The organism is Micromonospora sp. WMMD964 (assembly GCF_029581455.1).
Lineage (GTDB): Bacteria > Actinomycetota > Actinomycetes > Mycobacteriales > Micromonosporaceae > Micromonospora.
In genome coordinates this window covers 1361240-1383285 of the sequence record NZ_CP120860.1, presented here as the reverse complement: position 1 = coordinate 1383285, position 22046 = coordinate 1361240, and the positions used below count along the sequence as shown (strand labels likewise).

Genomic DNA, 22046 nt, shown 5'->3' with positions numbered 1-22046 from the left:
CCCCATATTGTGCCCGCGCGAGCCGTAGTGCCAGGGTGTGCGACCCGCCAGGTGGCCGGGATCGCCACCGGGACCGCCTCGACGACGCTGGATCGGGCACGGCCCACCGCAGACCTCGCAGGGGTGACCGACGGGCCCGGAATGCCTGTTCCGTACGGGCGCTCACGCCGAGGCGGAGTCCGGACACGGCTCGATTGCTCTCTTCGCCCGCGCAAGGCTCGCGAGGGTGATCGGCTTGGCACCCGGTAGGGGGACGGTAGAGGATACGGGGGTGTCAGCCGAGGCGGGGACGGCGACGAACGGAGCCCGGGACGGGGCGGTCCGGCGTGTCCGGCTGCCCGCGGATCGCCGTACCCCGGCCGCCGCCCGCGCCGTGGTCCGCTCGGTGTTGACCGAGTCACACCTGGACGAGTTGGTCAACGAGGCACTGCTGCTCACCACCGAGCTGACCACGAACGCCGTGGAGCACGCCCGCACCGAGTTGGACATCGAGGTCGTCGCCGACGAGATCGGGCTGACCGTCACCGTCCTCGACTTCGCCCCCGGCTCCGGCGACGAGCTGACCGTCGGCACCCGCAACGACTCCGCCGAGATCAACGAGGTCTCCGAGCGGGGTCGCGGCCTCCTGCTGGTCGACCACTTCGCCAGCCGCTGGGGCACGACCTACCTGCCCACCGGGAAGGGCGTCTGGTTCCGGCTGGACCGCCCCGGCGTCGAGGCGTCGGCCGAGGACGTCGCCGACCGCCCGACGGCACCGGCCAGCGCCGGCCCCGGTACGACCACGGAGAAGTCCGCGCCGAGCGCCAGCGCGATGAGCGAACTCATGCAGACCGCGCCCGACCTGTACGCGGACGACCCCCTGCCCGACTTCGCCACCAGCCTCCTCAGCCGGGTCGCCGAGATGGTCGGCGCAGCCGGCGGCACGATCCGCCTGGACCGGGGCGACGGGCAGGGGCGGCAGGTGTTGGCCCGCTTCGGTCGACCGCCCCGCCCCGACAGTGAGCTGCTCCGGGTGCCGTTGACGGTGCACCGCCCGTACGCCGGGGAGCTGGAGTTGGACGCCGCGCCGTCGGCGTACGCCCGGCCGTTGGCGGTGCTGACCGCCGAGCGCCTGTCGCTGCACCTGGAGAACGACCGACTGCGCCGCGCCGACGTCCGTCGACAGGTGTGGCTGACGTTCCTGGCCGAGGCGAGTGAACTGCTCGCCCAGTCGTTGGACGTCGACCTGACCATGGCGCTGGTGCCGCAGTTGGTGGTGCCGCGGCTGGGCCAGTGGTGCGCGGTGCACACCACCGACGAGTGGGGTCGGCTGCGGCTGGCGGCGGCCAGCCACGCCGACGAGTCGACGCTTCCGCAACTGCACAAGGTGTTGGCGGAGACCGGGCCGGATTCGATCCAGGCCCGCCTGCGCGAGGCGTCGCGCAGCGCGGCGCAGATCCCCCTGGGCGGGCCGATGGAGGGTTTCGCGGTCCCCCTGATCGCCCGTGGGCAGCGGCTCGGCACCCTGGCGGTGGGGCGGCACCAGCGCCACCGGCACGATCCGGACGAGGTGGCCGTGTTGGAGGACGTGGCCCGGCGGGCCGCGTTGGCGATCGAGAACGCGCGGATCCACGCCGAGCGCCGTCGGGTGGCGCAGACGCTCCAGCAGTCCCTCCTGCCTCCGGCGCTTCCCGTGGTGGACGGCATCGGTTTCGCCGCCGAGTACGTGCCGACCGGCGACGACGCCGAGGTGGGGGGCGACTTCTACGACGTGGTGCCGCTGCCCGACAGACGGTGGCTGGTGGTGATCGGTGACGTCTCGGGCAAGGGCGTCCAGGCCGCCGCGGTGACCGGGTTGGTCCGCGATGTGATCCGGGTTCTGGTCGGTGACGGTAAACCGTTGCCGGAGGTGTTGGCACGGCTCAACGAGACGCTCGTCGAGCGGGGCGGCGGGCGGTACTGCACGTTGGCGCTGGCGGCGGTCGGGCCCGGCGAGGGCGACGGGCTCGACGTGTCACTGCACCTGGCCGGGCACGACCGGCCGGTGCTGCTGTCCGCCACGGGCGGCGCGGGGTTCGTCGGCACCGGCGGCACCGCCCTCGGCCTCCTCGACACGATCACCTCACCGACGGCGGAGATCACCCTCGCGCCCGGCGACTCACTGATCTTCTACACCGACGGCGTCACCGAGCGGCGGCGGGGCCGGGAGTTGTTCGGCACCGAACGCCTGCGGGGTGCGGCAGCGCCCCTGGCGGGATATTCGGCCGACGTGGTGGCCGCCAGGCTGCGCTCCGCCGCGATCAACTTCTCGGTCGAGCCGCCCCGGGACGACATCGCCGTCCTGGTGCTCCGCAACGACGCCACCTGACCCGCCGCAGCCTGAGCCGACCTGCACACCTGGTGGATGGACTGACCGGTCACAGACCGCCAGGGAGGCGCCCGGGCGCGAGCCGGTGTTCCGGATCGAGGTGCTCCTTGGCCGCCCGCAGCCGGGTCAGGCCGGCCAGCTCGCCCCAGAGGTCGACGGCGCGGCGGACCGCCGTCGGGGCGGAGACCACCACGCAGCGGCCCTGCCGGGCCAGCAGCACTCCTCGGACGGCCGCCAGGATCGACGCCACCCGGTCGGGGGCCAGGGCTCCGGGCAGTGCCGCGTGCACCACGCCCAGCCCGGCGGAGCCACGCACCGGCACCGGCGCGCCGGCCGCGTCGCGCAACGCGTAGACGGCGGCGTGCAGGTCGCCGATCGGCACCTCCAGGCGCAGTGCGGTGTCGCCGGGCGCGAACGGGTATCGACGCCACCACGTGGGCGCGGAGTGGGCGATCGTGGCCTCCCCGTGCAGCAGGCCGACCAGGCGCTCGGCGCGTTCGGTGACGTCGGAGGGGCCGCCCTCCAATAGCACCACCAGGCTGCCCGCCCGCGACGGCGCTCCGGCCCGGCCGGACATCGACGGGTGGCGCTCCCGGGCGGTGGCCGCCGGGTGGCCCGGCGGGTACGCCGCACGCGGCCGGGGCAGGCCCCCGGGCAGGTCCAGCTCGATGGCGGCCGGCTCCAGTCGGGCGGCCAGGATCGTCCGGACCAGGTCGTGCACCTCCAACGGCGTCCACACCGGACGGGACACCCACAGTCGGCTCGCCGGAACCGGCTGCACCCGCAGGGTCGCCGAGACCAGCACACCGAGCGCACCCTGCGAGCCGCAGAGCAGCCGGGCCAGGTCGAGACCGGGCGCACCACCCCCGGCACTCACCAGCTCGCCGTCGGCGGCGAGGTAACGGACGCCGAGCAGTTGGTCGCACGGGCTGCCGTGGCGGTGGCTGATCGGGCCCGCCTCGCCCGCGGCGAGCACCCCGCCCACCGTCGCACCCGGCGACGGGGCGTCCATCGCCAGTCGCTGGCCGGTGCGCTCCAGGGTGGCCTGCACCGCCCGCAACGGGGTGCCGGCGCCCACCTCGGCCACCAGCGCGCCGACCGGCTCGTGACCGATGCCGGCCAGTCGACCGGTGTCGAGCAGGATGTCCACCTGCACCGGGGTGGCACCCCAGTCGATCTTGGTGCCGGCGCCCCTGGGCACCACCGCCAGGTCGTGCGCGGCGGCCAGCCGCAGCACCTCGGCAGCGGCGTGCGGACCGCCCGGCACGGCCACCCAACGCGCCGGACGGCCGGCCACCTCGTCGGCCGGCCCACCCAGCCGGGAGAACGGTGGGCCACAGATGGCCGCCAATCGTCGGGTGATCTCGAGGGCTCCGGACCGGCCGAGGGAACTCGCTGCTGCCGCCATGGCGGTTATCGTACATGTGTTCGAAAGACGTGGTGACGACTATCAGGATGCCGCTGGTCCGGCGCACATCGGGCACCGGCCGGTAACGTGGCCGCCGTGACCACCGAGACTGCCCCGCCCGCGGCGAAGCGGGTGCCCAGCGAGCGCACCCACCACGGCGACACCGTCATCGACGAGTACGCCTGGCTCGCCGCCAAGGACGATCCGGAGACAATCGCCTACCTGACCGCCGAGAACGCGTACACCGACACGCGCACGGCGCACCTGGCCGACCTACGCGCCGCGTTGTTCGAAGAGACCCGCCGGCGGACCAGGGAGACCGACCTGTCCGTGCCGACCCGCAAGGGCGGGCACTGGTACTACACCCGGACGGTCGAGGGGCAGCAGTACGGGGTGCACTGCCGCCGCGCGGTCCGCGACGGTGAGACCGACCCGCCGGTCAGCGCCGACGGTGCCCCGCTCGACGGTGAGGAGGTGCTGCTCGACGGCAACCTGCTGGCCGAGGGGCACGACTTCTTCTCGCTGGGCGCGTTCGACGTCAGCCCGGACGGCCGTTGGCTGGCCTACTCCACCGACTTCTCCGGCGACGAGCGGTTCACCCTGCGCGTGAAGGACCTGACCACCGGCGAGCTGCTGCCCGACGAGGTGCCCGACACCTTCTACGGCACCGCCTGGTCGTCCGACGCCTCGGTGCTCTTCTACGTGACGGTGGACGACGCCTGGCGGCCGAACCGGGTGTGGCGGCACACCATCGGCTCGGCCGCCGCCGACGACGTGGTGGTCCACCAGGAGGACGACGAGCGGTTCTGGGTCGGCGTGGAGCTGACCCGCTCGGAGAAGTTCATCCTGATCGACATCCACAGCAAGGTGACCAGTGAGGTGCTGGTGATCCCCGCCGGCAACCCGGCCGGCGCGCCCGCGGTGATCGCCCCCCGACGCCAGGGCGTCGAGTACGCGGTGGAGCACCACGGGCACCGCTTCCTCATCCTGCACAACGACGGCGCGGAGGACTTCGCGCTGGCGTTCACCTCGGCGGACACACCGGGCGACTGGGTGCCGGTGATCGAGCACTCCCCCGGCACCCGGTTGGAGTCCGTGGACGCCTTCGCCAACCACCTGGTGGTGTCGCTGCGCACCGACGGCCTCACCGGGCTGCGGGTCCTGCCGGTCGGCAGCGACGACTCGTACGACATCGACTTCCCGGAGCCGCTCTACAGCGTCGGGCTGGACGCCAACCCGGAGTACCGCACCGGGCAGGTCCGCCTGCGCTACTCCTCCCTGGTCACCCCCGACTCGGTGTACGACTACGACCTGGTCACCAGGCAGATGGTGCTGCGTAAGCAGAAGCCGGTGCTGCCCGGCCCGGACGGCCGGCCGTACGACCCCGCCGAGTACGAGCAGCACCGCGACTGGGCACTCGCCGACGACGGCACCCGGGTGCCGATCTCGCTGGTCTGCCGCGTCGGCACGCCCCGGGACGGCTCGGCGCCCTGCGAGCTGTACGGCTACGGCTCGTACGAGGCCAGCATGGACCCGTGGTTCTCGGTGGCCCGACTGTCCCTGCTGGACCGGGGCGTGGTCTTCGCCGTGGCACACACCCGGGGCGGCGGTGAGCTGGGTCGACGCTGGTACGACCAGGGCAAGCTGCTGGCCAAGAAGAACACCTTCACCGACTTCGTCGCCTGCGCCCGGCACCTGGTCAAGGCCGGCTGGACGGCCAGCGACCGGCTGGTAGCCCGGGGTGCCTCGGCCGGCGGCCTGCTGATGGGCGCTGTCGCCAACCTCGCGCCGGACGCGTTCACCGGCATCGTGGCGCAGGTGCCGTTCGTGGACGCGCTCACGTCGATCCTCGACCCGTCGCTGCCGCTGACCGTCACCGAGTGGGAGGAGTGGGGCAACCCGCTGGAGGATCCCGAGGTGTACGCGTACATGAAGTCCTACACGCCGTACGAGAACGTGACCGCCGTCGACTATCCGGCGATCCTCGCGGTGACCAGCCTCAACGACACCCGGGTGCTCTACTCGGAGCCGGCGAAGTGGGTCGCCCGGCTGCGCGCTGTCGCACCGAACGGTGACTACCTGCTCAAGACCGAGATGGGTGCCGGGCACGGCGGTCCGAGCGGTCGCTACGACGCCTGGCGCGAGGAGGCGTTCATCAACGCCTGGATCCTGGACCGGATCGGCCGCGCCTGACCGTCTGCTCGACTCCGGGTCGGGATGCCGCGAACATCCCGACCCGGAGTGGATCCGCCCCGCCTAGACTTCCGACGTGAGCGACGAGGCGGGCGAGGGGGCCGGCGATGCGGGCACCCCGGGCGCGGCCCGGCGCAGGTCCGGTTGGATGATCCTCGCCGTCGTCGCCGCCGCACTGCTCGTCTGCTGCTGCTCGGCCGCCGTCGGGCTGTTCATCTCCTGGTCCGCCGGGCTCTTCCACGCCCCGACCTGAGCAGCCCGCGCGTCGCGGCAGGGCGTCACACGCGACCGGCACCCACCAGCGCGGCAGCCTCGCCGGTACGCGCCATCCGCTGCCAGCGCAGCCGGTTGCCGATCAACGCGGTGACCACCGACTGCACCACCACCAGATACATCAACTGCCGGTAGACCAGTTGCTGCAACGGCAGCGCCCACAGTGGGCCGTACCGTTCCCGGTCCAGGCGCAGCGCGTAGCCGGCGGTGGCGGCCTGAAGCAACAGCAGTCCGGCCCAGGCCAGGGCGAGGGTCGACCAGGGCAGGAAGAGCAGGCCGTAGACGGCGAACACGTCGACCGCCGGGGCGGTCAGCGGCAACACGATCTGGAACACAGTGAGGTACGGCAGGCCGCGCCGGCCCAGCTTGCCGCCGGCACCCGACTCACGCAACGCGTGCCGGTGCTTCCACATCGCCTGCATCGTGCCGTAGCACCAGCGGTAGCGCTGCCGCCAGAGCTGACGCAGCGACGACGGGGCCTCGGTCCAGGCGATGGCCGACTCCTCGTAGACCACCCGCCAGCCGGCCCGGAGCACCTTCATGGTCAGGTCGGTGTCCTCAGCCAGGGTGTCCGACGGCACCCCGCCGACCCGCAGCAGCACCTCACGACGGAACGCACCGATCGCGCCGGGGATGGTCGGCATGCACTCCAACACGTCGTACATCCGCCGGTCGAGGTTGAAGCCGATCACGTACTCCAGGTGCTGCCACCGGCCGAGCAGCCGGCGCCGGTTGGCGACCTTGGTGTTGCCGCTGATCGCACCGACCGACGGGTCGGCGAAACCCTGGACCAGCCGATGGACGGTGTCCGGCTGGAACACGGTGTCCCCGTCCACCAGCACCAGCAGGTTCGCCCGGGCGGCCCGGATGCCGGTGTTCAGCGCCGCCGGCTTGCCGGCGTTCGCCTGCCGGATCACGCGTACGCCGCGCAGCCGCATCCGCTCGACGATGTCGGCGGTGCCGTCGTCGGACCCGTCGTCCACCACGATCACCTCCAACGCCGGGTACGCGCTGGTTATCAGGGACCGGACCGTGGAGGCGATGTTCGCCGCCTCGTTGTACGCGGGGACGATCACCGACACGGGTACCCGCACCTCGGGCCGGCCCGGTCGGGGACGTCGGACCCGGCGGACGTGCCGCTGGGCGCAGAACACCTGCACCGCAAGGCGTGCGACACCGAGCACGAGCGCGGTGGCCAGCAGCACGTTCATCACCCCGGCGGACCAGCGGGCGCCGGTCTGGGTCCACCGGAGCGCGGTGCCGCTCAACCGGGCGCCGGAACTCGCCGGGACCATCGACGGCGAGGCGTCGATACCGGCGGACACGGTGGTGAACCGGTAGCCGCGATCGGCCAACGCGGGCAGCAGCCGGTCCAACGCGGCGAGGGTCTGCGCCCGGTCACCGCCGCCGTCGTGCATGAGCACCACCGCCCCACGCCCCTGCTTGGGGGTCGCCGCTCGGACGATCTGCTCCGAACCCGGGCGCTGCCAGTCCTTGGTGTCCAGGTCGGCGAGTACCGCCACGTGACCGGCCTGGGCCGCGCCGCGCAGAGCGGTGTACTCGGGGTCGGTCAGGGCGGCCGGCACGGACGAGAACGGCGGTCGGAACAGCGTCACCTCACGGCCGGTGGCCGCCGCGACGGCCTTCCGGGTCAACGACAGTTCGAGGTCGCGCCGCCACGGCGACACGGTGGCGAGGTCGGCGTGGGTGAACGTGTGTGACCCGATCTCGTGGCCCTCGGCGAGAATCCGCCGCACGAGCTCCGGGTGCTCGTTGACCCGGGCACCCACCACGAAGAAGGTGGCCTGCGCGCCGTGTCGGCGCAGCATGTCGAGGATCTGCGGGGTCCAGCGCGGGTCCGGCCCGTCGTCGAAGGTCAACGCGATGGTGCGGTCCGGCAGCGCCCGGGTCGCCGGTTCGGCCTGGTCCAGTCGCAGCACCGGACCGCCCGAACCGGCGGCGGCCGGCACTCCCCGCGCCGGCTGGTCACCGGCGGCGGGCGTACCGGACCCGCCGGTGAGACCTGTCACCAGACCGTTCACGGTGAGCGCCGCGAACAGCAGGAGCAACCCGAGCAGGAGCAACAGCCAGTGCGCGCGAGGGTCACGCCGGGCGACGTGTCGCGGCCTCGTCACTGCGGCTTCCCCGGCGACCGGGTCGGCTTCGCGGTGTTGCGGTGCTCGTCGCCACGCCCCGGCCGGTCAGTGGCCGACGGCGCTCCGGTAGCCGTGACCGGCGTTCGATCGTCGGCGGTCGGGGTGGGCCGCGGCGGAGGCGTCGAGGTGCGGGGCGACGGCGACGGCGACCTGACCACCCGGGGCTGGTTGATCCCGTCGACGCCGGCCTCCAGCGGACGGGTCTGCCGGGGGGTGTCCGACCAGCCGGGCAGCGGCACCGAGGTGTCCAGGAAGATCCCGGCGGTGACCAGTGCGAGGCTGGTCAGCAGACCGAGACCCACCGTGGTGCCGGCGATGACTGTCAGTCGACGGCGCCGCCCGGTGCGGTCGACGAACACCGGCGGGGTCGACCCCGACTGACTGTGCATCTGCGGTCTCCTACCGACGCCACGCCGGGACCATCCGGTCCCGGGCACCGGAGACCCGACGGGCCAGGCCTCCGGTGCAGTCAGCGGTACCGCCACCTGCGGTGTTACATCGACTCAGGTCGTGCGCAGCTCGTCCACCGCCGTGCTGGCGCGCAGGAAGAGCAGGCCGACGCCGACCGTCACCAGCACCGCGACCAGCCCACCAGCGCCGAGCCAGGCCAGGTGCTCCAGGGGTACGGGAACGGCTCGCTGAACTTCGGGGAAGTGCACGATCCGGGTGTATTGCCCGCTGGTGGCCGGGTCGGCACAGAGCGCCGCGGTGGCCTCACAGATCATTTCCGACCCGCCTCCTGCGGACACCTCCGTGACCAGCCCTCGGCCGAGCAGGGTGCCCACGGTGAGCGCGAGCAGGATCGCCGGCACGGCCGGCGCCAACGCCTGCCAGGCCACCGAGCGGCTCAGCGCCGCGCGGGGCACACCGGTGGCGACCAACGCGGCGTACGCCCGCCGCCGGGCGACGATCCCCTCGACCAGCGCGACGATCAGCCCGCCCGCCGCGATCAGGACGGCCACCGCCACCGCGGCGTCGACCAGATCCATAGTGGACAGGTAGAACGAGTCGCGGACCTCGGCCCCGCCGACGAGCTGGTTCTGCTCCCGGTCGACTTGGTCCTGGGTGGCGAAGTAGGCGCGCTGAGCGGCCGCACCCCCGCCGAAGATCAGGGCAGCGAGCAGCGCCGCGAACGTGCGGCTCCCGGCCCACGGGTCGGCCATCAACCGGCCCGCCGCGAGCAGGGCCGGGGGCCGACGGGCGTATCGCCGCATCAGCTTCCCGCAGTGGTACGAGATCCAGCCGGTGCCGATCACCACTCCGATCATCGCCGCGAGGGCACTCACCGCGAACATCAGCGGCACCAGCCGGCTGAGCATCGCGGTGTTGTCGCCGAACCGGTCGTACACCGGGCGGACCGCCGCGAACGACACCACACCGAGCCCGATCAGGTAACCCGCCCACGGCCGGGGGCCGCGTTCGCGGGCCGCCTTACGGCTCACCCCGAGCGGGGTGGTGGTGACCGTACGCAGCATCAGCACGGTGGCCAGCGCGGCGACGACCGGCAGGCCGAGCACCACGGCGGCCACCGCCCCGGGCGACGGCATCACATCGGTCGGCAGGGCCAGTTGGCCTCGCGCGTCCGGCCGGTGCAGCAGCTCGCGGCCGACCAGGTGGACACCCAGCCCGGTGAGCGTGCCGAGCAGGGCGGCCAGGCCGGTCTCCAGCACGGCCAGCCTCGTGACCTGACCGGGCGTGGCCCCGGCGAGTCGGATCGCGGCCAACCGCCGGTCCCGCGCCGGTGCGCCGAGCCGGGCACACTGACCGGCCAGCGCCAGCACCGGAACCATCAGCATGAGCAGCGCGAACGCCGTCCCGCCGCGCAGCCCCGGCTGTTCGAGCAGCGCGTTGTGGTACTGCTCGGACCACCTGTTCGGGTTTTCGTCCGTCGCCAGCGGTGTGGGGATGGCCAGCACGGTCAGCGCCGCGAGCCCGGCCAGGGTCGCCAGCAGGGCGCTGAGGGCGGTCAGCACCACCCGGGCGACGTCGGTGCGGCTCCCGGCGAGCGCGAGGCGGACCAGCGTCGCCGGTCTCACCGCGCGCCGCCGACCATCGGCACGTCGAGCCCCAGGCCGGTGTGGTCGACCAGGCCGTCACGCAGCACGATCTCCCGATCGGCGTACGCGGCGATCCGCGGCTCGTGGGTGACCAGCACGACGGAGGTGCGCTGCTCACGGGCGAGCCGGACCAGTTGGGTGAGGACCTGCTCGCCGGTGAGCGTGTCCAGTGCCCCGGTCGGCTCGTCCGCGAACAGCACCCGAGGCTCGGTCACCAGCGCCCGTGCCGTGGCGCAGCGCTGCTGTTGACCGCCGGACATCTCACCCGGCCGGACATCAGCCACCTCGGGCACCCCGAACCGTTCCAGCCAGGTGAGTGCCGCCGTCCGTGCCTCTCGCCGCCCCGTGCCGGCGAGGAGCAGGGGAAGGGCGACGTTCTCCGCCGCCGTCAACTCGGCCACCAGTTGGCCGAACTGGAACAGCACCCCGAACTCGGTGCGCCGCAGCCGGGACCGGGCCGCCTCCGACCAGGTGTCGATGCGCTGCCCACGCCAGGTCACCTCGCCCGCGTCCGGGCGGAGGATCCCGGCCAGGCAGTGCAGCAGGGTCGACTTGCCGCAGCCACTCGGACCGGTGACGGCGACGATCTCGCCCTCGGCCACGTCGAGCGTCACACCGCGTAGCGCGGGTGTCGGGCCGTACGCCCGAACCACGCCGCGAGCCTGGAGTTGCGTCACGGGTGCACCTCCCGGTGCCAGTCGGCGACCCGGCCCAGGGTGGTGTGCAACCACCGCAGGTCCGCGTCGAGGTGGGAGATCGCGAAGTCGGCGGCGACCACATCGCTGAGGGTGGCGGCTGGGTCGGCCTTCACCGTCGTCAGCTCACGCAGACGTGCGGTGTGCGCGGCGCGCTGGGCGATCAGGTAGGACCGGGCCCGGTCGACGTCGGCGACCAGGAGCGCCACCACGACCTTGGCGAAGAGCGTGCTGGCCACGTACGGCATGGGTGGTTCCACAGTGGCGAGCCACTGGTCCAGGGTGACCCGGCCCCGGTCCGTCAGTGCGTAGGCCGTGCGATCCGGCCCGCCCGCGCGGTCCTGCCCGGCGGCGGCCACCAGGCCGTCCCGTTCGAGGCGACCCAGGGTGGCGTAGACCTGCCCGAAGGCCAACGGCCGGGCTCTCGGCAGCCGCTCGTCATGCGCACGCTTCAGCTCGTAACCGTGCCGGCTGCCGGCAGCCAACAACCCGAGCAGAACATGCGGCGTAGACACGCCACCCACTATTCACCCAGCGAATACCCAAGTCAACAACCCCACCCCAGCCCGCCCCCACGCCCGGCCCCCGGCCCCCAACCCCCCGGCCCCCGGCCCTCGGTGATCAAGAGGTTTGCGTCAAGAACGCGCCGCAATCTGACGCAAACCTCTTGATCACCGGAACGAGGGGTGGGGGTGGGGGTGGGGGGTGGGTGGGGGGCGGGGGTGGGGGTGGGGGGGCGGGGGGTTTGGGGGCTTTTAGGGGGTTGGGGTGGGCCAGGTGGGGGTGCGGCCGGTTTGGGTCAGGAGGTGGGCCAGGTCGGGGTGGTCGGTCGGGGTGGGGTGGGGTACCGGGTCGGCGAAGACGCCCATCTTGCGGGCGGTGGGGGCCAACTGCTCGACGAGGCCGTGCAGCTCGGCCACCGCCTCCGGGGCAGGCTGGTACGACTGGCCGGTGGCGACGGCGAGGTCCCAGCCGTGCACGGTCAGGTCCAGCAGGGCCATCCCGCCGACGACGGCCTGCGGCATGCCCATGCCCGGCGACACACCCTCCAGGGTGGACGGATCCGACCACGCCGCGACCAACCGATCGGTCTCCACCTCGAACCGGTCCCGCCAGCCGTCACCGAGGTGGTCGGGCTTCTCGGCCCACTCCACCGAGTGTTTCGCGGCCAGCCCCTGGAAGTTGACCACCACCTCGAAGAGGTGGTTGAGCAGGTCCCGCACCAGGTAGTCACGACAGGGCGTGGGCAGGTCGAGCTGGTCGTCGGTGATGCCCCGCACCACATCGACGGTTCGCGGCGCGGCAGCCGCCAGCAGATCGCTAGTCTGAGTGGTCATAGGGCCAGCGTATGAGGGTGGTCTTGAACAAATGCGACAGCGACCGCGTGGCGACAGCCGGGGCATTCTCGACCCCGCGCGCATGCTGCGCGAGGTGCGCTTCCAGCGGCACCTGCCGGCGGAGCCGCTACGCCACTGGGTCGAGCACTACTGGTTGATCGACTGGGCGTTGCGTACACCGTTCGAGCAGCGGGTCGTGCCACACCCGGCGGTGAATGTGGTGTTCCGGCAGGACGGTGACGGGCCCGAGTACGGCGAGGTCGCCGGTGTGGGCCTCGACCTGTTCCGGGTCACGCTGACCGGCACCGGCCGCGTCTGCGGTGTGCAGTTCCGCCCCGGCGGTTTCCAGACGTTCTGGCGACGACCCGTGAGCGAGCTGACCGGTCGGCGGGTGCCGCTGCCCACCGGTCGGCTGACGATGCCGCCCGGCGCGGTGTGCGCGGGCACCGACGACGAGCGTTGCGCTGCCCTGGACAGCCTGCTCACCGCCTGGGGGCCGAGACCGGACCCGGCGGCCGAGCAGGCCATCGTGTTGGCCGAGGCCGTCCGCACCGACCGGACGGTGCTGCGGGTCGACGACCTCGCCGCGCGGCACGACGTTCCGGTCCGCCGGTTGCAGCGACTCTTCCTGGAGTACGTGGGGGTCGGGCCGAAGTGGGTGATCCGCCGCTACCGGCTCCAGGAGGCCGTCGAACAGGCTGCCGGCACCCCACCGAGCTGGGCGGACCTCGCCGCCGACCTCGGCTACAGCGACCAGGCCCACCTGGTGCGTGACTTCACCACGGTCGCCGGGGTGTCCCCCGCCGCGTACGCCCGGTCGGTGCGCTGACGGTCAGCGGCGGCGCAGGACGACGACGGCCACGTCGTCCTGGATCTCCGGCGGGGCCAACTCCACCAGCAGGCGGGCGCAGAAGCGGTCCAGGTCGTCGTCGACGGTGGTGGAGATCGCGGCGACCGCGGCCAACCCCTCGTCGATCGTCGCGTCCCGCCGCTCGATCAGCCCGTCGGTGTAGAACACCAGCGTCGCCCCGGCCGGCAGCACGAACTCCAGGTCGGGCGGGCGAGGCGCCCGGACGCCGAGCAGCGGTGCGGAGTGCTGCACGAACTCGACCTTGCCGTCCATGCTGAGCACCGGCGGGAGGTGCCCGGCGCTGGCCAGCCGGACCCGACCGGTCGGCGGGTGCAGCAGCAGCACGCAGAGCGTGGCCAGTTCGTTCGGCAGCAGGGTGCGCATCAGCTCGTTGACCCGGTGCAGGATCTCGCCGGGCTGGTGCCCCTCGACGGCGTACGCCCGCACCGCGTGCCGCAGCTCGGCCATCACCGTCGCCGCGTGCAGCGAGTGACCGGCCACGTCCCCGATCGCCAGCAGCAGGTGCCCGTCGAGCATCACCAGCTCGTAGAAGTCGCCGCCCACCTCGGTCTGGGCGCTGGCCGGCTCGTAGCGCACCGCCATGTCCAGCCCGGCCACGTCGGGCAGGCCGCGCGGGAGCAGGCTGCGCTGGAGGGTCACCGCGATCCGGTGCTCCTCGTCGAACGAGCGCTGCGCCTCCACGGCCGCGGCCACCGCCTGCGCGAGCTGCACGAGCACCGGGGTCCGAGCGGTCTGGGTGGCGGTCGGAACCACCACGTAGAGCGGGGCCCGGTCCTCGCGCAGCTTCGCGGCGGCGACAGTCACCGTGTCGCCCGCCGGCCAGTCAACCAGCGCCCAGTCCGCCGGAGCCTCCACCCGGACGGTGGAGCCGGTCGGCACACCGGTGTCGTCGACGACCCACGGCACCACCGAGGCCGGGGCGCCGGGGCCGGCGCAGATCCCGGCGAGACAGTCCCCGTCGAACGTCTCGGCGATCACCGCCGCCGGGCTCTTGAAGATCTGCGCGGCACCCTCGGCGGCGGCCTCCAGCAGGCGCGCGAAGGTCGGCGCGGCGTGCACCGCCACTGTCGTGTCGGCCAGGCCGAGCAGCCGCTCGGCGAGCAGTTCGGCGCGTTGCCGGGCCTGGTAGTAGCGCAGGACCGCCCGGGTGGTGGCGATCAACTCTTCCGGCTCGATCGGCTCGGTCAGGTACGCGTCCGCGCCCCGGGTCAGCCCCTGGGCCCGGTCGGCGACGTCCACGGCGTGCGCCGACACGTGGATCACCGGCATCGCCGGGTGACGGGCCTTGATCTGTTCGCAGACCTCGTAGCCGCTGAGGTCGGGCAGCCGGACGTCGAGGACGACGAGGTCGATCCGGTCCACCTCGACCCGCGCCAACGCCTCGGCGCCGTTCTCGGCCTCCAGCACTGTGAAACCGGCCCGGGTCAGCCAACTGACCAGCAGGTAGCGCTTGGTACGACTGTCATCGACCACCAGGACGGTCGTCGGCATGCCGTCCACGCCGTCACGCTCCGCCGACGGGTAGCGAGACGTGGAACGTGCTGCCCCGACCGGGCTCGCTGGTCAACTCCAGCGTGCCGCCGAGCAGCGTCACCAACCGTCGGGCGTACGGCAGGCCGAGGCCGGTGCCGCCGACCCGGGTGGCGCCCGGCACCTGGTAGAACTCCTCGAAGATCCGGTCGTGCAGCTCCGGCGCGATGCCCGGCCCGGTGTCGCTGACCTCGAAGGTCCACCGGTCGCCCTGCTGGTGGGCGCGCAGTCGCACCTCGCCGCGCTCGGTGAACTTCAACCCGTTGTGCAGCAGATTGCGCAGCACCTGACCGAGCAGCACCTCGTCGGTACGCAGCAGGGCCGGGGCGTTCGGCTCCTCCACCACCAACTCCACCTCCGGACGGGTGGCCAGCGCGCGCAGTGTGCCGCGCAGTTGACCGAAGACCGGGCGCAGGTCGACGTCCGACAGGTCCAGCTCGATCCGCCCGGATTCCGCCTTGGCCAGGTCCAGCAGCTCGTTGACCAGGTTGAGCAGGTCCGCCGCCGACGACCGGATCAGGTCGACCTGCCGGCCCTGCTCGTCGGTGAGCGGGTCGGACGCGGAGTCGGTGAGCAGCCGCCCCAACCCGATGATCGCGGTGACCGGGGCGCGCAGCTCGTGGCTCACGTTGGCGAGGAACCGGCTCTTCGACTCGCTCGCCGCCCGCAGTTGGGCCGACTTCTCGTCCAGCTCGGCGTAGAGGGCGACGACCCCCCGGTTGGTCTCCTCCAGCTCCTCGGTGAGCTGGTTGTAGAGCGCCAGCACACCACGGTTGGTCTCGGCCAGTTCCTCGTTGAGCACCGCCAGCTCGTCGCGTTGGCTGCGTACCTCGTCGAGCGCGGCGATGAGTTGACCGTTCTGTACGGTCAACTCGTCCAAAGCGCTGGCCGGGGCGATACTGCCGAGTTCGCTGCGGAACTCGGCCAACCGCTCCGGGGTCGGGATCGGCGCGTTGGCCGGGACTCGTCGGGACATCCTCACGACCGTAACCCCGTCGACGGTCGACACGCTCAACGTGTCGACCAGCCGGGACACCGCACCGGACTGCGGTTCGTAGCGGCCGTCCGGCAGCGGGGTCACCGGAGCCAGGTCGGCGCGCAGGTGGTACCGGCCGTCGGCACCCGCGTCGACGTGGAAGGTGACGTCCGCGCCGCCGGTCGTGCCCAGCAGGTCCCGGGCCACCTCGCTGAGCGCGGTGGCGACGCGGACCTGGTCCTGGTGTTCGAGGCCCACCACGGCGGCCACCTCGCGGCCCCGCTGACGGATCACGAAGATGTCCTGCTCGACCCGCAGCGCCATCGCGAGCAGCGGCTGCACGGCCGGGTCGCGGGTCATGCCCAGGACCTCGCGACGAGTACGCAGGCGTCGTCGCGTCGCACGCCCGCGTCGCGCAGGAGGGTCGCCGCGATGACCAGCGGGGAACGCTCCGCCAGACCCGGGTAGTCCTCCAGCCGCCAACGGTCGACCACCCCGTCGCTGTGCATCACCAGCCGGGAACCCGGACCGAGCGGGTAGTCGTACTCCCGGATGGCCGGGCGCTGGTGGCCGGCGATGCCGGGCAGCGACACCAGCCCACGACGGCGGCCGTTCTCCTCCACGATCGCACCGGCGATGTTGCCCAGACCGGCGTAGCGCAGGACACCCGCCTCCGGCGTCAGTTCGGCGACCGCGAGCGCGGCACCACGGGTGTGCGACATGCTCCGGTGCAGGTGGGTGATCACCGCCGCTGGTGGACCGGCCGGGGCGGTGCGGAACGCGGCGAGCGCGGCCTCGGTGGCGGCGGCGGCCAACGGGCCGTGCCCCAGGCCGTCGCTGACCAACACCTGGTGCCGCCCGTCGGCGACCCGGACGGCGTACCCGTCGCCGCTGACCGTCTCGCCGGTGATCGGCCGGGTGAGGGCACCGGCCCAGGAGGGCCGCGCGGGCTCCGCCGGCCAGACCTGCACGGCGAAGACGGTGCCCCGGCCGGGAAGCGAGTATCCGTCGAACCAGCTGGCCTGCCGGACGATGGCGCCCAGACCGATGCCGAGCGTGCCGGTGGTGGAGTGCCCGTCCTGGGACGAGACGGTCAGGTCGGCCATGCCCGGCCCGGAGTCGATCGCCACCAGCTCCACCCCGGCCTGCCCGGCGCGACGCACCGGCCGCAGCAGCAGCACACCGTCGTCGGCGTGCTTCACCAGGTTGCTGGTCAGCTCGGCCGCGACGATGGCCAGGTCGGCGATACGCATCTCACCGATCTCGACCTGCGCACCGAGTCGCTCGGCGGCACGCCGGACGGCGCTCGCCGCGCTGCTGGCCTCCACCCGGAACCAGATGCCACTGTCGGCGACCGCCTCGGCGTTCACCGGGACCACTTGGTGACCGTGATGCGGGTGCCGGTCTCCGGCGAGGTCTCGATCTCGAACTCGTCGACGAGGCGACGGGACCCGCTGAGGCCCAGGCCGAGGCCACCGCCGGTGGTGTAACCGTCGGTCAGGGCCAGGTCGAGGTCGGCGATGCCCGGCCCGGAGTCGGCGAAGACGATCCGGAGGCCCCTGCGCCGACCGTTGTCCACGGTCGCCACCTCGACCGAGCCACCGCCGCCGTAGACGAGGGTGTTGCGGGCCAACTCGCTCGCCGCGGTGACCACCTTGGTCTGGTCGACCAGGGACAGCTTGACGGCCACCGCCACGGACCGGACCAACTGCCGGACGCGCACCACGTCCTCGTCGCTGCGAACCGACTGCGCCTGCGGGTGGCCCAGGTCGATGCCCGCGGTCACGGCGTGGCCGTCTCGGCGTCCGGATCGTCGTCGAGCTGGTCGTCGAGCTCGTCGGCGCGGGCCGCCGCGATCAACTCCATGCCGCGTTCGACGTTCAGCGCGGTACGGATGCCGTTCAGCGACAGCCCCAGTTCGACAAGGGTGATGGCGACGGCGGGACGCATCCCGACCACTACCGTCTCCGCGTCCAGCACCTTGGAGATCGACGCGATGGTGGAGAGCATCCGGCCGACGAACGAGTCGACGATGTCCAGCGCGGTGATGTCGATGATGACGCCGTGGCAGCCGGTGTCCACGATCCGCTCGGCGAGGTCCTCCTGGAGCGCGACCGCCGTCTGGTCGGACATGTCCACCTGGATGGAGACGAGCAGGATTTCGCCGATCTTGAGGATCGGTACGCGTTCCATCAGTTGCTCCGACGCGGTTGGCGACGGGCCGTCTCCACCCCGGTCAGCCGCAGCACGTGGCGCAGCGCGTCGGCGAGGCTCGCCTTGGTGGCGATGTCGCCGAACTCGATGCCGAGCGCCACGATGGTCTGCGCGATCTGCGGACGGATGCCGGAGATGATGCAGTCGGCGCCCATCAGCCGGGCGGCCACCACGGTCTTCAGGATGTGCTGGGCGACCTGGGTGTCCACCGCCGGCACGCCGGTGATGTCGATGATCGCGTACGGGGAGCCGGTGTCGACCAGGGTCTGCAGCAGCCGCTCCATCACGACCTGAGCCCGGGCCGAGTCCAGCGTGCCGACCAGCGGGACGGCCACCACACCCTCCCAGAGCTTGACCACCGGCGTGGAGAGTTCGAGCAGCTGCTCGGCCTGGTCGGCGATCAGGCTCTCCCGGGTGCGGACGAAGCTCTCGAAGGTGTAGAGGCCCATGTCGTCGACCAGCTTGGAGAAGGCGACGAAGTCGTGTAGCGCGTTGGCGCCGCCGGTCTCCTGCATCAGCTCGGCCAGCACGTCCTTGAGGGCGAACACGCTGATCGTGGTCTCGGTGGCGGAGAAGCCCTGCCGGGCCCGGCCACGGGACAGTTCGGCGAGCGCGGCGCGCAGCTCGGCGGCGTGGTCGGCGGACAGGTCGACGGCACCCTGCTCGCCGGTGGTGACGATGGCGCGGTGCAACTCCTGGACCTGTCGGCGCAGCTCGGCCTGGCTGAGCCGGCCTCGCAACGAACTGGTGACGATCTCGGTCCACCGAGCCGTGACCCGGTCGGCCTGCCCGCCGAGCAGCGCGACGAGCCGATCACTTTCTTCGGTGCTCAACGCCATTTCGAACCCCCTTGACCTGGACCGGGCGGACTCTATCACCGGGGCCCGATCAACTACTTGCCCCGTAGCAACGGAATGACGATGGCCACCGGATCCCGGCTCCCGTTCTGCGTTCGCCCCCCGTCGTGGGATACCGTTCCCCCGATAACAGGAGGTCTGGCGAATGTCCTTGACGGTGCACACGGAACAACGCGGCGATGTGGTCGTCGTGTCGGTCGCGGGCGAGCTGGACATGGCCACCGCACCGCAGCTGCAGGACCAGATCACCGACCTGCTCGACAAGGGCCGTAGCCGGCTGGTGTTCGACCTGGCGGATGTCTCGTTCTGCGACTCGACCGGTCTGTCGGTCTTCGTCCGCGCCAAGAACAGCTGCGACGAGGCCGGCGGCGTGGTCCGGCTGGCCGCGCCGCAGCGCGGGGTGCTGCGCATCCTCGAGGTGAGCGGGCTGGTCGAGGTGCTGCACACCTACCCGACGGTGGACGAGGCAGTCGCCGGCGAGTCGACGCCGGCCTCCTCCTGACCGCTGCCGTTCCTCACTCGTCCTCGACGTAGCGGGGACGGGCGATCGCCATGCCCGCCGTGGTCTGCACGGCGAGGGCGCCCAGCAGGAACCCGATCGGGGCCGTCCAACCGCCGGTGGCCTCGTAGAGGATGCCGACCATCAGCGGGCCGAGTGCGGCGATCACGTATCCGGTGCTCTGCGCGAACGCGGAGAGCGCGACGGTCCCCTCGGCGGTGCGGGCGCGCAGGCCGATGGCGGTCAGGATCATCGGGAACGCGCCCTGCCCGACGGCCAGCAGCGCGACCCAGAGCAGCGCGGCGCCGTGCGGAGCCAGCGCCAGCCCCAGGTAGGCGAGCGCCGACGCGGTGGTCAGGCCGAGCACCAGCGGGCGCAGGCTGCCCAGCCGACCGGCCAGGGTGGGCATCAGCAGTGCGATCGGCACGCCGAGCGCGGTCACCCCGGCGAGCAGCAGCCCGGCCGACTCGGGCTGGTAGCCGGCGTCGCGGAACAGCTGGGCCAACCAGCCCATGATCGCGTACCCGCTGAGCGACTGCGCCCCGAAGTACACGGCCATCGCCCAGCCCAGCCGGGTCCGGGCCGGTCGGACCCGGGTCGGCGCGGCGGTCGTCGGGGTCGTCCGCCGCGCGCCCGTCCGGGTCCGCAGCGCCAGCGGCACCCACGGGAGTACGGCCACCGCGGCCATCGCGGCCCAGATGCCGAGCCCGGCCCGCCAGGACCCGAAGGCGTGCGCGATCGGCACGGCGGTGGCGGCGGCCACCGTCGTGCCCACCGTCAACGCCATCGTGTACGCGCCCGTGACCAGGCCGGTGCGGTGCGGGAAGTGCTGCTTGACGAGCATCGGCAGCAGGATGTTGGCGACCGCGATGCCGGACAGCGCCAGCGCGCTGGTGAGCACGAAGATCCAGGTCGAGTCGGTGACGACCCGGAGCACCTGACCGACGGCCAGGGCCGACATCGCGACCACCAGCACCCGGGCCGGTGCCACCCGGCGCACCAACCACGGGGTGAGCGCGCCGAGACCGGCGAACGCGATGGTCGGCAGGGTGGTGACCAGACCGGCGGTCGCGCCGGAGAGGCCCAGTCCGTCGCGTACCTCGTCGAGCAGCGCGCCGAGGCTCGTCACCACGGCACGCAGGTTGACGGCGACCAGCAGCATCCCGACCAGCACGAGCGCGCCACCGGTCGCCGGATGCGTCCGCCGGGGCTCGCCGGGGCCCTCCGCCGGGCGGGTGTCGACGGCGACGGGGGCGGGCGGCGCCGGAGCGGCGGTGGGTGGCGGGGTCATGACCTCTAACCTACAATCATGGGATGAATTTAGGCCCGGTGTTGTAACCAGTGCCACCCTCGGTCGATTCCTCCTCCGCGCCCCCGGCACCGCCACGCGGGCGGCCCGCCGTGCCGCCACGCGGCCACCGCGTCCGGCAGACCATCGAGCAGCTCCGGGCCCGGATCCTCGGCGGTGAGTGGCCGGTCGGCGGGCGCATCCCGACCGAGCCGCAGTTGGTCGCCGCGCTGGGCGTGGGGCGCAACACGGTCCGCGAGGCGGTTCGCGCCCTGGTGCACGCCGGGGTGCTGGAGTGCCGGCAGGGCTCCGGCACGTACGTGGTCTCCACCGACGAGCTGGCCCCGGTGGTGGCCCGCCGCCTCGGCGACGACCGGATGACCGAGGTGATCGAGGTACGCCGCGCCTTCGAGGTGGAGGCCGCACGTCTCGCCGCGCTGAGGCGTACCCCGGAGGATATGGCGGCGCTCGACGGCGCCCTCGCCGCCCGCGAGACCGCCTGGCACGACGGCCGGGTCGACGCGTTCGTCGAGGCCGACGCGGCGCTGCACACGGCGGTGGTCGCCGCCGCGCACAACACCATGCTCGCCGAGCTGTACGCCTCGGTCGGCAGCGCCCTGCGCAGCACCGTCGCCCAGGCGATGGGCGACGCGCTCACCCCGGAGCGCTACGTCGACCACAGCCGACTGGTCGAGGCGATCCGGGCCGGCGACCCGGGCCGGGCGGCGCTCGAAGCCGGCGCTTTTCTGGAGCCCGCCGAACGGGCATAGGTTGTCCCCGACAGAAAAGCGGACACCTCGGGAGTACGGATGCTCAAGGGCTTCAAAGACTTCATCATGCGCGGCAACGTCGTCGACCTGGCGGTCGGTGTCGTCATCGGCGCCGCGTTCACCGGCGTGGTCACCCAGCTGACCAAGTCGTTCCTCGAACCATTGATCCGGGTCATCGTGCTGCTGATCACGGGCAGCGACAAGGGCCTGGCCGGCACGGCGCCCGAGTTCCGCGGCATCGCGTTCGACTGGATCGCTTTCGTCAACGCGGTGATCACCTTCCTGCTCACCGCGGCGGCGCTCTACTTCCTGGTCGTCTACCCGATGAACCGGCTGGCCGAGCGTCGCAAGCGGGGCGAGGAGCCGCCGCCTGCCGCGCCGAGTGAGGAGGTCAAGCTGCTCACCGAGATCCGGGACGCGCTGGTCTCCGCCGGCCACACCACCCCGGGTCAGCAGCGTGGGGCGCTGGACGACGTGCTGGGCCGCCGGACGGAACCGCCGACGCAGCGCTGACTCGATCGGATGCACATCGGCCCCTGTGGGAATCCCGCAGGGGCCGCATCTTCTCGTACGTG

Annotated in this window: 21 protein-coding genes; 7 read left to right on the top strand and 14 right to left on the bottom strand. The window is 72.6% G+C overall.

Translation table 11 applies throughout. The features are described 5' to 3' along the window. Positions 1-271: 271 nt before the first annotated feature. On the top strand, positions 272-2347 hold the full coding sequence (locus O7616_RS06520) for a SpoIIE family protein phosphatase (RefSeq protein ID WP_282306025.1): 2076 nt from the start codon (positions 272-274) through the stop codon (positions 2345-2347). A 49-nt stretch (positions 2348-2396) separates the two neighbouring features. On the opposite strand, the gene O7616_RS06515 is transcribed toward O7616_RS06520, so the two are convergent. Further along, entirely contained in the window at positions 2397-3755 is a 1359-nt protein-coding gene (locus tag O7616_RS06515) for an FAD-binding oxidoreductase (protein WP_282306024.1), read from the bottom strand. 96 nt (positions 3756-3851) lie between these two features. On the opposite strand from O7616_RS06515, the gene O7616_RS06510 reads away from it, so the two are divergent. After that, positions 3852-5948, top strand: a complete 2097-nt coding sequence (locus tag O7616_RS06510; RefSeq protein ID WP_282306023.1) for a S9 family peptidase — start codon at positions 3852-3854, stop codon at positions 5946-5948. A 76-nt stretch (positions 5949-6024) separates the two neighbouring features. Then, positions 6025-6201: a hypothetical protein gene (locus O7616_RS06505; protein ID WP_282306022.1), complete on the top strand. Its 177-nt coding sequence runs from the start codon at positions 6025-6027 to the stop codon at positions 6199-6201. Between the two features lie 25 nt (positions 6202-6226). Here O7616_RS06505 and O7616_RS06500 read toward each other — a convergent pair whose 3' ends face one another. The 6 genes from O7616_RS06500 to O7616_RS06475 form a co-directional block, all read right to left on the bottom strand. Beyond that, positions 6227-8356 (bottom strand): bifunctional polysaccharide deacetylase/glycosyltransferase family 2 protein, encoded by a 2130-nt coding sequence (locus tag O7616_RS06500; protein ID WP_282306021.1) that lies wholly within the window; start codon positions 8354-8356, stop codon positions 6227-6229. Beyond that, positions 8353-8766, bottom strand: a complete 414-nt coding sequence (locus tag O7616_RS06495) for a hypothetical protein (RefSeq protein WP_282306020.1) — start codon at positions 8764-8766, stop codon at positions 8353-8355. Before O7616_RS06495 ends, O7616_RS06500 begins: the two co-directional genes overlap by 4 nt. Before the next feature lie 114 nt (positions 8767-8880). Beyond that, on the bottom strand, positions 8881-10413 hold the full coding sequence (locus O7616_RS06490; protein WP_282306019.1) for an FtsX-like permease family protein: 1533 nt from the start codon (positions 10411-10413) through the stop codon (positions 8881-8883). Further along, positions 10410-11111: an ABC transporter ATP-binding protein gene (locus tag O7616_RS06485; protein WP_282306018.1), complete on the bottom strand. Its 702-nt coding sequence runs from the start codon at positions 11109-11111 to the stop codon at positions 10410-10412. Before O7616_RS06485 ends, O7616_RS06490 begins: the two co-directional genes overlap by 4 nt. Then, the gene (locus O7616_RS06480; RefSeq protein ID WP_282306017.1) at positions 11108-11644 is read right to left on the bottom strand and encodes a PadR family transcriptional regulator; all 537 of its coding nucleotides are present in this window, start codon (positions 11642-11644) and stop codon (positions 11108-11110) included. The genes O7616_RS06485 and O7616_RS06480 overlap by 4 nt, the downstream gene beginning before the upstream one ends. A gap of 240 nt (positions 11645-11884) precedes the next feature. After that, positions 11885-12466, bottom strand: a complete 582-nt coding sequence (locus O7616_RS06475) for a TIGR03086 family metal-binding protein (protein WP_282306016.1) — start codon at positions 12464-12466, stop codon at positions 11885-11887. A 31-nt stretch (positions 12467-12497) separates the two neighbouring features. Here O7616_RS06475 and O7616_RS06470 point away from each other — a divergent pair, with 31 nt between their 5' ends. Then, positions 12498-13295 (top strand): AraC family transcriptional regulator, encoded by a 798-nt coding sequence (locus tag O7616_RS06470; RefSeq protein ID WP_282306015.1) that lies wholly within the window; start codon positions 12498-12500, stop codon positions 13293-13295. Between the two features lie 3 nt (positions 13296-13298). Here the strand turns inward: O7616_RS06470 and O7616_RS06465 are convergent, their stop codons facing one another. The 6 genes from O7616_RS06465 to O7616_RS06440 are packed head-to-tail and all read right to left on the bottom strand — an operon-like array spanning position 13299 to position 18896. After that, a complete protein-coding gene (locus tag O7616_RS06465) occupies positions 13299-14828 on the bottom strand; it encodes a SpoIIE family protein phosphatase (protein WP_282306014.1) in 1530 nt (509 codons plus the stop codon). A gap of 13 nt (positions 14829-14841) precedes the next feature. Next, a complete protein-coding gene (locus O7616_RS06460) occupies positions 14842-16203 on the bottom strand; it encodes a sensor histidine kinase (RefSeq protein WP_282306013.1) in 1362 nt (453 codons plus the stop codon). Continuing rightward, positions 16200-17222 carry a SpoIIE family protein phosphatase gene (locus O7616_RS06455; RefSeq protein WP_282306012.1) on the bottom strand — a complete coding sequence of 341 codons (1023 nt, stop codon included), beginning with the start codon at positions 17220-17222 and terminating at the stop codon, positions 16200-16202. Before O7616_RS06455 ends, O7616_RS06460 begins: the two co-directional genes overlap by 4 nt. Continuing rightward, positions 17210-17629, bottom strand: coding sequence for an anti-sigma regulatory factor (locus O7616_RS06450; RefSeq protein ID WP_282263209.1), 420 nt, complete (start codon positions 17627-17629; stop codon positions 17210-17212). The genes O7616_RS06455 and O7616_RS06450 overlap by 13 nt, the downstream gene beginning before the upstream one ends. Next, positions 17626-18036 (bottom strand): STAS domain-containing protein, encoded by a 411-nt coding sequence (locus O7616_RS06445; protein WP_282263210.1) that lies wholly within the window; start codon positions 18034-18036, stop codon positions 17626-17628. The genes O7616_RS06450 and O7616_RS06445 overlap by 4 nt, the downstream gene beginning before the upstream one ends. Next, positions 18036-18896 carry an STAS domain-containing protein gene (locus O7616_RS06440; protein WP_282306011.1) on the bottom strand — a complete coding sequence of 287 codons (861 nt, stop codon included), beginning with the start codon at positions 18894-18896 and terminating at the stop codon, positions 18036-18038. The genes O7616_RS06445 and O7616_RS06440 overlap by 1 nt, the downstream gene beginning before the upstream one ends. 163 nt (positions 18897-19059) lie before the next feature. Between O7616_RS06440 and O7616_RS06435 the strand changes: the two genes are divergently transcribed. Beyond that, positions 19060-19416 (top strand): STAS domain-containing protein, encoded by a 357-nt coding sequence (locus O7616_RS06435; RefSeq protein WP_179781714.1) that lies wholly within the window; start codon positions 19060-19062, stop codon positions 19414-19416. A gap of 13 nt (positions 19417-19429) precedes the next feature. Here O7616_RS06435 and O7616_RS06430 read toward each other — a convergent pair whose 3' ends face one another. Next, positions 19430-20575 (bottom strand): MFS transporter, encoded by a 1146-nt coding sequence (locus O7616_RS06430; protein WP_282307549.1) that lies wholly within the window; start codon positions 20573-20575, stop codon positions 19430-19432. Between the two features lie 179 nt (positions 20576-20754). Here O7616_RS06430 and O7616_RS06425 point away from each other — a divergent pair, with 179 nt between their 5' ends. Both O7616_RS06425 and mscL read left to right on the top strand, forming a co-directional pair. After that, a complete protein-coding gene (locus O7616_RS06425) occupies positions 20755-21471 on the top strand; it encodes a FadR/GntR family transcriptional regulator (protein WP_282306010.1) in 717 nt (238 codons plus the stop codon). Positions 21472-21510: 39 nt separating this feature from the next. Continuing rightward, on the top strand, positions 21511-21984 hold the full coding sequence (gene mscL, locus O7616_RS06420; RefSeq protein ID WP_088986829.1) for a large conductance mechanosensitive channel protein MscL: 474 nt from the start codon (positions 21511-21513) through the stop codon (positions 21982-21984). Positions 21985-22046 lie beyond the last annotated feature (62 nt).